This is a genomic window from Actinomadura sp. WMMB 499 (assembly GCF_008824145.1).
GTDB lineage: Bacteria > Actinomycetota > Actinomycetes > Streptosporangiales > Streptosporangiaceae > Spirillospora.
Map to the genome: position 1 here is coordinate 3,733,554 of NZ_CP044407.1, position 12,513 is coordinate 3,746,066.

10 protein-coding genes are annotated in these 12,513 nt (G+C 73.7%); 1 reads left to right on the forward strand and 9 read right to left on the reverse strand.

The window, feature by feature from the left end; genetic code table 11:
- Nucleotides 1-15: 15 nt before the first annotated feature.
- The 9 genes from F7P10_RS16250 to F7P10_RS16280 all read right to left on the reverse strand — a co-directional run bounded on the left by F7P10_RS16250 (nt 16) and on the right by F7P10_RS16280 (nt 11,329).
- Nucleotides 16-885 (reverse strand): ABC transporter permease, encoded by an 870-nt coding sequence (locus tag F7P10_RS16250; RefSeq protein ID WP_218040538.1) that lies wholly within the window; start codon nt 883-885, stop codon nt 16-18.
- The gene (locus tag F7P10_RS16255; RefSeq protein ID WP_254716772.1) at nt 882-1,862 is read right to left on the reverse strand and encodes an ATP-binding cassette domain-containing protein; all 981 of its coding nucleotides are present in this window, start codon (nt 1,860-1,862) and stop codon (nt 882-884) included. The genes F7P10_RS16250 and F7P10_RS16255 overlap by 4 nt, the downstream gene beginning before the upstream one ends.
- 65 nt (nt 1,863-1,927) lie before the next feature.
- The gene (locus F7P10_RS16260) at nt 1,928-3,220 is read right to left on the reverse strand and encodes an amidohydrolase family protein (RefSeq protein ID WP_151010111.1); all 1,293 of its coding nucleotides are present in this window, start codon (nt 3,218-3,220) and stop codon (nt 1,928-1,930) included.
- A gap of 72 nt (nt 3,221-3,292) precedes the next feature.
- Nucleotides 3,293-3,433 carry a hypothetical protein gene (locus tag F7P10_RS42375; RefSeq protein WP_176611495.1) on the reverse strand — a complete coding sequence of 47 codons (141 nt, stop codon included), beginning with the start codon at nt 3,431-3,433 and terminating at the stop codon, nt 3,293-3,295.
- 60 nt (nt 3,434-3,493) lie between these two features.
- Complete coding sequence (locus tag F7P10_RS42380) at nt 3,494-3,634, reverse strand: hypothetical protein (RefSeq protein ID WP_176611495.1); 141 nt, start codon at nt 3,632-3,634, stop codon at nt 3,494-3,496.
- An 89-nt stretch (nt 3,635-3,723) separates the two neighbouring features.
- Entirely contained in the window at nt 3,724-4,728 is a 1,005-nt protein-coding gene (locus F7P10_RS16265) for a hypothetical protein (RefSeq protein WP_218040539.1), read from the reverse strand.
- A 248-nt stretch (nt 4,729-4,976) separates the two neighbouring features.
- Nucleotides 4,977-6,236 carry a Glu/Leu/Phe/Val dehydrogenase dimerization domain-containing protein gene (locus F7P10_RS16270; protein WP_151010113.1) on the reverse strand — a complete coding sequence of 420 codons (1,260 nt, stop codon included), beginning with the start codon at nt 6,234-6,236 and terminating at the stop codon, nt 4,977-4,979.
- Nucleotides 6,233-6,733: an SET domain-containing protein-lysine N-methyltransferase gene (locus tag F7P10_RS16275; protein WP_176611496.1), complete on the reverse strand. Its 501-nt coding sequence runs from the start codon at nt 6,731-6,733 to the stop codon at nt 6,233-6,235. Before F7P10_RS16275 ends, F7P10_RS16270 begins: the two co-directional genes overlap by 4 nt.
- Before the next feature lie 87 nt (nt 6,734-6,820).
- Nucleotides 6,821-11,329, reverse strand: a complete 4,509-nt coding sequence (locus F7P10_RS16280; RefSeq protein ID WP_151010115.1) for a type I polyketide synthase — start codon at nt 11,327-11,329, stop codon at nt 6,821-6,823.
- Between the two features lie 617 nt (nt 11,330-11,946).
- Between F7P10_RS16280 and F7P10_RS16285 the strand changes: the two genes are divergently transcribed.
- Complete coding sequence (locus F7P10_RS16285) at nt 11,947-12,486, forward strand: hypothetical protein (RefSeq protein ID WP_254716633.1); 540 nt, start codon at nt 11,947-11,949, stop codon at nt 12,484-12,486.
- Nucleotides 12,487-12,513: the final 27 nt, after the last annotated feature.

Here is a 12,513-nt window from a genome sequence, read left to right on the forward strand (position 1 = left end):
GTTCGGGCCAGAGCCTCATTTCCGGTTGTAGAGCCGCATGGTGAGGGGGCCGAACACGGCGATCAGGGCGGCGCCCCAGCCGGCGACCCAGGCCAGTCCGACGACCGCCTCCCCTTCCATCAGGCCCCGGACCCCCGCCACCAGATGCGTGACGGGGTTGTTGTTCACGAAGACCTGCAGCGCGCCGGGCATGGTGGCCGGGCTGACCAGGATGTTGCTGAGGAAGGTGAGCGGGAACATCACCAGCATGCTGACGCCCACCACGGACTTCTCCGAGCGCAGCAGCAGGCCGAACATCGTCCACACCCAGGACAGCGCGAACGAGAAGGCCACCAGCACCGCGATCCCCAGCAGCACGCCGACCGGGCCGCCTCCGGGGCGGAATCCGAGGACCAGCCCGACGATCAGGATCACCACCGACGCCATGGTGTAGCGGAACGTGTCGCCGAGCAGGTAGCCCACCATCGGCGCGGGGCGCCACATCGGGATGCTGCGGAACCGGTCGAACACCCCTTTCCGGATGTCGGTGTTGACCGCCACCCCGGTGTACATGGTGGTCATGACCACGCTCATGACCATCGTGCCCGGCAGCAGGAACTGCAGGTAGTCGGTGGCCGAGCCGGCCAGCGCGCCGCCGAACAGGTAGGTGAACATCAGCGTCATGACGACCGGGAGGACGGTGACGTCCAGCATCTGCTCGGGCACGTGTTTGATCTTGAGCATCGCGCGCCAGCCGAAGGTGAGGGACGCCGACCAGGCGCCGGGCCGCGGGGCCCGCTCCGCGTGCGACAGCACCGCCCCGATGATCTCGGGCGACGGCACGTACCCGCCCGTTCCCGTTTCGGACGGGGCCGTCCCGGCCGGGGTCGGGGGCGCGGTGCTCACGCGGCGGCCTCCTCGTTCGTCCCGCCGCCGCCCGCGGCGTTCTCGGCGGGGCGGCCGGTGAGGGTCAGGAACACCTCGTCCAGGCTCGGCCGGCCGAGGGAGAAGTCGTCCACGGCGATCCCGGCCGCGGCCAGCTCGGCCAGGGCGCGGGAACCCTGCTCGGCGGCGCCCGCCCCGCCGTCGAGGCGGGCGGTGAGGGAGGACGGGTCGGCGCCGGGCGCCACCCGGACCCGCAGGGCCCGCGCGAGGAGCTCCCGCGCGTCCTCGCGCCGGGCCGCGTCGCGCAGCCGCAGGTGCACCGAACCGGTGCCCACCGACGCCTTCAGCTCGCCGGGCGTGCCCTCGGCGATGAGCCGGCCGTGGTCGATGACCGCGATGCGTTCCGCCAGCCGGTCGGCCTCCTCCAGGTACTGGGTGGTCAGCAGCACCGTGGTGCCCTGCTCCACCACGACGCGGACGATGTCCCAGACGTGGCCGCGGCCGGCCGGGTCGAGGCCGGTCGTGGGCTCGTCCAGGAACAGCAGGTCGGGGGTGTTGAGGATGCTGGCGGCTATGTCGATGCGGCGCCGCATCCCACCGGAGTAGTTCTTGACCTGCCGGCCGGCGGCGGCGGACAGGCCGAACGCCTCCAGCAGCCGCGCCGCGCGCTCGCGCGCCGCCTTCCCGCGGTAGCCGATCAGGCGGCCCAGCAGCACCAGGTTCTCGGTGCCGGTGAGGTCCTCGTCGACCGAGGCGTACTGGCCGGTCAGCCCGACGCGGGACCGCACCGCGTCGGGCTCGCGCCGCACGTCGTGCCCGAAGACCCTGGCCCGGCCGCCGTCGGGACGCAGCAGGGTCGCCAGCACCCGGACGGCCGTGGTCTTCCCCGCCCCGTTCGGGCCGAGCAGCCCGTACACCGAGCCGCGAGGGACCGACAGGTCGACGCCGTCCAGCGCCCTGGTCGTCCCGAACGTCTTGACCAGGCCCGACGTCTCGATCGCGAGGTCCCGGTCGCGCCCGTCCGCCCGGCTCGTCGCGCCGCCCGCCGCCGCCCGGTCCCGGGTCACTTCTCGGGGAGCTTCCGGTTGTCGGCCAGCTGCGTCAGCGCCGCCCCGGGCATCGCGCCGGCGAACGCGGGGCACTTGGCCGCGTCGGGCGGCAGGGTGGCCGGGTCCATGCCGGACTCGACCTCCGCGCGGCCCGGACCGCACCGCGCGGCCGGCGTGCGGAGGTCGTCCAGGGAGAACCCGTAGACCTCGGCCGCCGTCCCGCCGAGCATGGACGCCGCCTCCGCGGCGGGCACGCCGGCGAGGGCGAACCGGATGGCCTCGCGGGAGTAGGGGAAGCTCGACTCGATGTGCGGGTAGTCGCTGCCCCACATCATCCTGTCGGCGCCCACGAGGTCCCGTTTGGCGGTCTCTGTCGGGTGCATGAAGCTCGCCCCCGCGTAGCACTGCCGCTCCCAGTACTCGCTGGGGCGCAGGGACAGCCGGTCGAGCGCGTGCGTGCCGTTGTAGGTCAGCTCCCCGCCGGACGGCCCGGACGCGGCGCGCGTCGAGTCGAAGAACCGGTCCATGGAGCGGAGCAGGCCCGGGATCCAGCCGGTCCCCGCCTCGGTGAACACGACCTTGAGGCCGGGGTGGCGTTCGAGCACGCCGCCGAGGACGAGGTGGCGCAGCGTCCGCTGGTCCCACCACTTCATCTCCATGAGGAAGAACATGTCGTCCTCCTGCCGGTCGCCCGTCCGCGGCCCCGAGCTGCCGCTGTGGCAGTTGATCGGGATCCCCAGCTCGGCGCAGGTCTCCCACAGGGGGTCGTAGTGGTCGTGGTGGTAGAGCGGCGGCAGGCCCGATCCCGGCGGCGTGCCTGGGAGCAGCACCCCGCCGTGCAGGCCGGCGGCGACGCCCGCGCGGACGTCCGCGACCGCGGCGTCGATGTCGTGCGGCATCACCTGGATCACACCGGCGCGGCGGCCCTTCGCCAGGGCGCAGAAGTCCGCCAGCCAGCGGTTGTGCGCCCGCAGGCCCGCCCGCCGGCGGCTCAGCTCCGCCGCGTCCGGGACGGCGGCCTGGCCGCTCGCCAGGGAGGAGCTGGAGAAGAACGGCGGGACGGTGTTGGGGTACAGGACCTCCGCCACGATCCCGTCCTGCTCGAGATCGTGCAGGCGGCGATCGGAATCCCAGTTGCGGGAGCCCTCCTCGCCCTTCATGTCCTCGTAGGGGACCTCGAAGCCCGCCGCCCAGCGGTCGAAGTCCTCCAGGTAGGCCGACTCCAGGTAATCCCGGTATCCGTCGACCGGGGCACCGCCGTGGCTGTCGACCGAGATGACGATGTGGCGGTCGCCCGCTGCGGCCATCGGTGTTTCCTTTCCACGAATCGGTGGGGGCGGCGGAGCCGTGCCCGCCGCCCCCACCGAGCGGATCTCAGATCAGACCCGGGCGTAGGTGAAGCTGAGGCTGCGCTCGAACTCCGCCTCCGCGGACACGTCGAACTCCTCGACAGCCTCGGGCTGCTGAACCTCGTCGGACTGCACCGTCCAGGACTGGTCCGAAATGGAAAGGTTACGCATGTGTACGTTCACCTCCTCTCTGACTGGCAGGGGCTCGGGAATCACCGAGCGGTGCTCGGGTCAGACCCGGGCGTAGGTGAAGCTGAGGCTGCGCTCGAACTCCGCCTCCGCGGACACGTCGAACTCCTCGACAGCCTCGGGCTGCTGAACCTCGTCGGACTGCACCGTCCAGGACTGGTCCGAAATGGAAAGGTTACGCATGTGCAGTTCACCTCCTTTCTCCGCCGAAGGGATACGGAAATCGTCTGAGGCATTTCAGAGAAATATCTCATCGACGCCGTTGACGGCGGTCAGGTGGGCGCGCCGAAATGGTGGGTCGCCGCCGCGACCACGAAGTCCATGTGCGCGCCGGTCATACCGTCGCCGAAACCGATGTGCACCGGCCCGGCGCCTTCGTTGAGCTGCGAGTTGACCGTCCAGTCCACGTGCGGGAGGACGTGCTGGTTGGTCCCGAGGCCGAGTTCGAGGGCGTGCCCCCCGTACTTCGGGTCGGTCACCTCGCGGAGCGCGCCGGTGTAGTCCTCCCCGCCGGCGGTCAGGTCGGTGAGGACGCCGCCCTCGAGCCGCAGGACGATCGGGGCGCGCCGGTTCAGTTCGCGGCGCAGTTCGTGCGCGGCCCGGATCCGGGCGTCGCCGGCGTCGTCGTACCGCGGGTCGCGGGCGGCCAGGACACCGGACGCGACGGCGGTGCCGTCGATCGTGAAGGGCCGCGGGCGGTTCGGCGAGGGGCGGGCGGTGATGGCGATCTCGCAGTAGCTCCCCACCCCGACCCACTGCCCGGTGCCGATGGTGGGCGAGGCCCAGGCGTCCAGCGTGAGGTCGTCGGCGAGCTCGCAGACGAAGTTCGTCCCGGGGTCGGCGGACGAGCACGGGCCCTTGGACACGAAGCCGATGGGCTCGGTCAGGGTCCGCAGGTCGTCGATCCACCGGCGGGTCCGCTCGACGGCGGCCGCGTAGTCCGTCAGGAGTGTGAGCCGCAGGGTGTAGAGGGCCGGCTCCAGCCCGTTGTCGAAGCTGGAGATCGGGACGAACATGACCCTGGCCTTGCGGAAGCGCCCCCGGATCTCCTTGCTCAGCAGGTGGTTGCGGAGGAAGAGGACCACGTTGGCCTCCGCCGGGAGACCGTCCGCCTCGTCCATCGGCACGCTCGTGAGCCCGTACCGGGAGGCCTCCTCGAGGAGCGCCGCGTCGTCGCTCACCGCGAAGATTTCTCCGTCCGGAAAGACGTCGCGCAGTTTCTCCGTCGAAACCTCGACCACGTCGCCGCCCCCGCCGGACGCCGGATGTTCCTTCATTCGCAACCCACTCGTCTCGCAATCCGATGGGAGTTTCGCCTGATACTCCAGCAATAATGCGCACCCGAATAGGCACTGTCAAGGGCCGCTCGGGCGCGAATTTCAGGGCGGGTGAGTGGACTTCGACAATGCGTAACAAGGGATTCGTAATGCCTGGTCATAGCAGTGTTCTCGGTGCCACTTCCGGGCCGGGTAGTCCGGAATATGTACGTGAATTACAGCGAAATGAGCAGTGCCGCGGGACTGTTCTAATTACTGTTCGGCAGCGCCGGTCCAGGCGAAAGAGGTAGCGAGGGTAGGGCGTTATCCGGACCGCCGGAATGCGCTTTGCGCCGCGTGGACGGCTCGGCGCCCAGCACTCCTGCGTTGGCCTCGGCGATCGCCACCGCCGCGTCCCGCGGGACCGTCCCGCCGGCCGCGGCGGCGCGCAGCATGCGACCCACGAGATCGTCCATGGAAGCGCCGATCTTCGCGAAGGCCGACTCCGCGGTGGGCGCGCAGTCGCCGAAGAGCGTCCACCACCACCAGGCGTTCGCCGCGGAGTTCACCACGAAGTCGGGCAGCACGACGACATCCCGCCCGGCCAGCGCCGCCTCGGCACCCGGTGTGACCGAAGCGTTGGCCGCCTCGGCGACGTACCGTGCCCGCACCCGCTCGTGGTTGCCCTCGTGGACGGCGTACGACACGGCCGCGGTCACCAGGACGTCGGCGTCGACGCCGATCCACGCGTCGCCCGGCAGTTCGCGGTCTCCGGGCGCGAGCCGGTCGCGGTCGATGCCGCCGTGCACCGTCCGCGCCCGCAGCATGGTCTCGACGTCCAGCCCGTCCGGGTTCACGACCAGGCCGTCCGCGTCGGTGATCCCCACGATCCGCAGCCCCTCGCGCGCCAGGTAGCGGGCGGTGGCGCCGCCCATGGAACCGAACCCCTGGATCACCGCGCGGGCGCCCGCCGCGCGTCCCGCGTCGTGCCGCAGGGCGCTCACGACCGCGCGGGCCACGCCGTAGCCGCCGGTCAGGTCGCCGAGGCCGATCTCGTCGACGGTGACGGCGAACGCGCTCGCCAGTCGGCGCAGCCCCGCGTCGGCGCCGTCGTGCACGTGCGGGAGCGCGGCCTCGACCGAGCTGCGCATGCCGATCTCGGCCATCAGGCCGTCGATGGTCGCCTGCCGGACGCCCAGGTCCTCGCCGGTGGCCCAGTGGTGCTCCAGGAGCGGGCGCATCGCGAGGAAGTACCGCTTGAGGACGCCGCGCGCCTCCGGGTGCCGCGGGTCCAGATCGATGCCGCCCTTCGCGCCGCCGAACGGCCGGTAGCGGTCCCCGGGGCGGAAGACGACCGTCTCCTTCAGCGACATGACCCGGGCCAGGTCCGTGACCTCCCGCAGGGTGCACCCGGCGCGCATCCGCACGCCGCCGCTGGCGACGCCGCGCCGCAGCCGGTCCACGACGAGGTGGCCGGTGACGCCGGTGACCTCGTCGGTCCAGGTGACCGCCAGATGGGGCGCGTTCACTGGTCGCCGCTCGCGGGGAGCTTCCCGCCGTCCTCCGCACCGGCACCGTCCTCCGCACCGGCCAGGGCGAGAACGTGCTCGTTCACCCGGTACCGCGCGAGCACCTCGGGTTGCAGGAAGCGCGCTCCCGTGACGAACTCGACGCAGGACCCGGCCCCGCACTCGCACAGGAACGGGGCGGCCATGTCCCACTCGGAGGCGGGATAGAAGATCGACACCTCGTCGCCGGCGCTGATCGCGCGCACGGCCACCAGCCGCGCGTCCGCCGCGGCGAAGTAGGCGTTGGGCGCGCACGAATGGTTGAGGTAGCGGATGTCGCCCGCGTCGATGTGCCGGCCGATCCCGACCTGCAGGGTGAAGCGGGAGGGATCGGCCAGTTCGACGTCGGCCGTCACCTCCATGATCGTCTCGCCCGGTGCGAAGTCGCGGGAGGTGACGATCCCGCTGCCGCCGGGACGTCCCTCGGTGACCTTCAGAAACTCGCCGTTGATCGACATGTCCACTCCTATTGATCGTGTCCGGCCCGTCCAGGACGGCCCCTCCCGCATGGCCGGGGGAGGCGCGGAAAGCCGCCCGCGCCCCGCTCAGGTGTGCGTTGACGGCTCGTTCAGCAACTGGTGCAGGTGATCGGTGAGGATCTCCACGGTCGGGTGCGCGGACAGCCGCAGCGGGGGCAGTGGCCGGCCGAGCAGCGCCCGCAGGCGGCGCTGGATGAGCAGGCTCATCAGCGAGTCCAGGCCGATGTCGAAGAAGTTCTGGTCCGTGCCGAGCGCCTCCGGCTCGGGGAACTTCAGCACCTCGGCCACCGTCGCGCGGACGGCCCGCCGCAGGCTCTCCCGGCTGCCGTCCGGCGGCCCGCCGACGTCCGGTGCCCCGGCGGCCTCCGGCGCGGCGGCGGCCTGCCGCCCGAGCAGCGGGGACGGGGCGGCGGAGTCGGCGCTGCCGAGCAGGTCCCAATCGGCGTCGGCCACCACGGTCTGGACGGCCGCGCCCGCGAGCACCGGCCCGAGGGTCTGCACGGCGCGGTCGCCGGGCATCAGGCGCAGCCCGGCGCCCTCGAACAGGACCTGCTGCGGCGTGCCCTCGATCCCCTCGCGCCACGCGCCCCAGTTGACGACGTGCCCCGGCAGCCCGCGCAGCCGCCGCGCGTGCACGAGCGTCTCCAGGTAGCAGTTGGCCGCGGCGTACGCGGGATCCCAGCCGCCGAACAGCGCCGCCAGCGCGGAGAAGCCGAGGAAGCAGCCGACGTCGTGCTCCGCGCCGAGGCGGTCGAGCAGCGCGGTGCCGTCGACCTTGGAGGCGAACATGGCGGCCAGGTGGGCTTCGTCCATGTCCTCCAGCCGCGCCGTCCCGTCGGTCAAGGCGGCCTGGACGATCGCGCGCAGCGGGGGCAGTTCGGTGCCGAACCGGCGGAACAGCCCGCTCATGGCGGCCTCGTCCGCGACGTCGGCGCGCACGTCGGCGACCGGCACTCCCTCGGCGCGCAGGCGTTCGGCGGCCGCGGCGGACTCGCCGCGCAGCCCGCCGCGCGACACGACCACCAGGTGGCGGGCGCCCAGGCGGACGAGTCCGGGCAGCAGCGCGGGCCCGATGCGGCCGGTGCCGCCGACGACCAGGCAGGCGCCGTCCCCGGGGACCGGTGGGCCGGCCTCGACCGGCGCGTCCGCGACCGGGCGGAGGCGCGGGACGTGCCGCGCGCCGTCCCGGTAGGCGGCCTGCGCGTCGTCCGGTTCCGCGCCCAGCTCGGCCAGGACGCGGGCGGCGTCGTCCGGGGCGGGGACGGGCGGCAGGTCGACCAGCCCGCCGTAGGCGGCGGGGTGCTGCGCGGCGAGCCAGCGGCCGAGGCCCCACAGGGGCGCGTGGGCCGCGTTGAGCTCCGGCTCCCCGCCGACGGCCTGCGCGGCGCGGGTGACCAGCCACAGGCGGGACGGCCGGGGGGACGCGGCCAGCGAGCGGGCCAGGCCGAGGACGCCCGCGGCGGTGCGGCCCGCCGGGACGGCATCGCCGCCCGCCGCGGTCCCGGTCGCGAGGAGGATCACGCCGGGCACGCCGGTCGCCTGCCCAGCGGCCTGATCGGTGGCCTGACCGGCGGCCTGCCCGTTCGCCTGCCCGGCGGCCTGGTCGAGGGCCTCCGGGAGCGGTGCCTGCCGCGCCGTCGCGCCGGACGCGCGCAGCCGGTCGGCGAGGTCGGCGGCGAGCCGCTCGTCCTCCTCGTCCGCGGCGACGACCAGCCAGTCGCCGCCCGCGAGCGCGGGCTCCCCCGCCGGTTCCGCCACGGGCCACTCGACGCGGTGCAGCCATTCGGGCGCCGGTGCGGGCCCGGTGGACGGCGGCTCCGGCGTCGCCGTCTCCGCCCAGTAGTGGCGGTGCCGCCAAGGCGTCGGGGGGACATCGGCCGGCGTGCCCGCCGGGAAGACCCGGTCCCAGCCGAGGCGGTGCCCGGCCGTGTAGACCTTCGCCAGGCCGGTCAGCAGCTCCCGCCGGGCGGGCTCGTCCCGGCGCAGGCTCCAGGCGACGGTGAAGTCGTCACCGCCGAGCGCGTCCAGCAGCGTGCCGTCCAGCGCGGCGCCGAGGACCGGGTGCGGACCGATCTCGACGAACAGGCGGTGGCCGTCCGCCGCCGCGGCCCGCACGGCGTCGGCGAACCGGACGGGACGCCGCAGGTTCGCCACCCAGTAGTCGGCGTCGAACGCGGGGGGCCCGTCCTCCGGGCCGTGCACGGTGGAGTGGAACGGCACCTCGGGACGGGCCGGGCGCAGGTCGGCCAGCGCCTCGCGCAGCGGACCGGCGAGCGGGTCCATCAGGGGCGAGTGCGAGGCGACGTCGACCTTGATCTCGCGGACGTCGATGCCGTCGGCCGCCAGCTTGCCGATCAGCGCGCGGACCGCCGCGGTCGCCCCCGACACGACGGTCTGGCCGGGCCCGGCGAGCACCGCGACGTCGACCTCGCCGAGCCCGGCGGCCTCCGCGGCGGCGGCGCGCACCCGGTCCGCCGGGGCCTCGACGGAGGCCATGATCCCCTGCCCGGCGACCGTCGCCAGCAGCCGGGACCGGCGGCAGACGATCGCGGCGCCGTCGCGCGGGGTGAGCGCCCGCGCGACGACGGCGGCCGCGATCTCGCCCATCGAGTGGCCGATCACGGCGGCGGGCTCCACGCCGTGCGCGCGCCAGGACGCGGCCAGCGCGAGCTGAACGGTGAACAGCAGCGGCTGCACCCTCGCCACCCCGCTCATCTCCGCGTCCCGTCCGGCCCGCAGCACCTCCGCCGGGGAGAACCCGGCCTCGGCCCGCACGAGGGGGTCCAGCTCGGCGACGGCCGCCGCGAACGCGGCGTCGCTCTCCAGCAGTTCACGCGCCATGCCGGGCCACTGGCCGCCCTGCCCGGAGAACACCCACACCGGGCCCCCGGCGTCGCTTCCGGTCACCGCTGCGGCCCCGCCGCGCGGCGGCCGGCCGGCGGCGAGCGCGGCCAGCCCGTCGGCCAGTTCCGCGCGGGTCGTGGCGACGACCGCGCCGCGGGCCGGACGGTCCGCGCGCCGCAGCAGGGTGCGTCCGAGGCCGGCCAGCGGCACCCTGGCCCCGGCCCCCTCCCCGCCGTCGCCCTCCAGCCAGGACGCCAGCGCGGCCGCCGTGTCCCGCATCCGCTCGGGGGACGCCGCCGCGACCGGGTAGATCGCGGGGCCGGGATCGGCGGGCGGGGCGGCGGCGCGCACGTGCTCCTCCAGGACGATGTGCGCGTTGGTCCCGCTGAACCCGAAGGACGAGACGGCGGCACGGCGCACGCCCTCACCGGACGGCCACGGCGTCGCCCGTCCGGGCACGAAGAACCGGCTGCGCTCGGCGTCGATCGCGGGGTTCCAGCGCTCGAAGTGCAGGTTCGGCGGGACCGTGCCGTGCCGGACCGCGAGCGCCGCCTTGATCAGGCCCGCCACGCCGGCGGCCGATTCCAGGTGCCCGAGGTTCGTCTTGACGGCGCCGAGCGCGCAGCGCGGCGCCGCGCCGCCCGCGCCCTCCGTGCCGCCCGCGCCGTAGACCGCGTCGAGGGATTCGAACTCGATGGGGTCGCCGAGCGCCGTGCCGGTGCCGTGGCTCTCGACGTAGCCGACCGACTCGGGGGCCACCCCGGACCGCTCCAGCGCGGTGCTCATCACCTCGCGCTGCGCGATGCCGCTCGGTGCCGTGACGCCCTGCGAGCGGCCGTCGGAGTTCACCGCCGAGCCGCGGATCACCGCGGTCACCGTGTCGCCGTCGCGCACCGCGTCGACGAGCCGCTTGAGCACCACCACGCCGCAGCCCTCACCGCGGACGAACCCGTCCGCGGCGGCGTCGAAGCTCTTGCAGCGGCCGTCCGCGGCGAGCATCCCCCACTGCGACATGGCGACCTGCGTGTCGGGGTCGAGGATGACGTTCACGCCGCCGACCACGGCCAGGTCGATCTCCCGCAGCCGCAGGCTCTGGCAGGCCAGGTGCGCCGAGACCAGCGAGGCCGAGCACGCGGTGTCCACGGCGACGCTCGGGCCGCGCAGGCCGAGGAGGTAGCTGATCCGGCCGACCGCCACGCTGTGCGCGGTGCCGGTACTGCTGTAGGCGTCCGGTTCGCCGGTCTGGAGCGCGCGGTAGTCGGAGTGGTAGATGCCCGCGAACACGCCGGTGGCCGAGCCCGCCAGGCCGTCCGGCGCGATGCCGCCCTGCTCGAGCGCCTCCCAGACGACCTCCAGGAGGATGCGCTGCTGCGGGTCCATCGCGGTCGCCTCGCGCGGCGAGATCCCGAAGAACTCGGCATCGAACCCGGCCACGTCGTCCAGGAAGCCGCCCCAGCGGGAGTTCATGCGGCCGGGGACGAGCGGGTCGGGATCGTAGCGGGCGTCCGCGTCCCAGCGACCCGCCGGGACCTCGCCGACGGCGTTCCGCCCGTCCAGGAGCAGCCGCCAGTAGTCCTGCGGGTCGTGGACGCCGCCGGGCAGCCGGCACGCCATGCCGACGATGGCGATGGGCTCGCCCGCGATCGTCGCGGCGGCCGCGCGGGACCGCGCGTCCAGCTCGTCCCGTCGGTCCCCGTCCAGCCTCGCGAGCCGCTCGCCGATCCCCGCCATGTCGCATCGCCCTCCCAGATCGACCGTCGATCCGCCAGGCCGCCGCCGGGTTCCGCCGTCCGGGTCCGAGCCGGATCTCCGGTCCCCCGGCGGACGCGGCTCCGCAGTTCCGGCGCCCGTTCAGCGCCCGCCCGCCGCGCGGCCGAGCCGTGCCCGCGATCGGCGGGCGACGATTCGACTTCGTTCCACGTTCGGTAATGATGGTCACCCGGCCGCTATTCATCAATCACCTGAAATGAGCAAGCGGCTCGTCAATTCGATGTAGCTCATGAGGTAGCTCATGAGGTAGCTCATTTCGTGACCGCGAGGCCCGTTCTCGCGACGCCGGACGGACGGCTCGCGATTACCGGCCGCGCGGGCATCGGCACCCGCGCCCGGCTTGCCGGGCCATGTCACCGGACGTTCCGGCCGCCGCGTCGTCCGGCGTCCTACTTTCGATGTAGGCCGAACTCCCCGGCCGAACTTCCCGAGTACGGGATTCTCCCCGTTCCTTGACGTCTCCCGATGGACATACCACCATGAAGTCGAGCGACGCCACTGAGTCACCGAAACCACGCGAGCCATAAAGCAGCCGCCGAAAGGGAAAGTGGGCGCATAGCATGATCTTCGGCCTCATCGTGGCCTGTGAAATCGGTTTCTGGGTCGTGCTCGCCGCCGGGCTGGCCGCCCGCTACCTGCTCGGCCGGCGGCGCCTCGGCGCGGTGCTGCTCGCGGGCGTCCCGCTGCTCGACCTCGTGCTGCTCGTCGCGTCCTACTTCGATCTGCGCGCGGGAGCGACGGCCGGCGCCCAGCACGGGCTCGCCGCCGTGTACATCGGCTTCTCCGTGGTGTTCGGCCCGAGCATCATCCGGTGGGCCGACGACCGGTTCGCGCACCGCTTCGCCGGCGGGCCCCCGCCGCGCCGCCCGCCCAAGTCGGGCCGGGCCTACATGCGGTACGAGTGGCGCGAGTTCGGCAAGGCATGCATCACCTGGACCATCACCTGCGGACTGCTGCTCGCGATCATCGTTTTCGTCGACGACCCGGACCGCACCGGACACCTCTGGGCCTGGATCAGGTCCATGACCACCATGCTGGGGATCTGGGTGATCTGGCCCATCGTGGCGACGGTCTCCTCCTCCGGCGGCAAGGACGAGCCGTCCCGGGACGGGAGTTGACGGGTGCGGATGCGGCGGGGCGGGCGG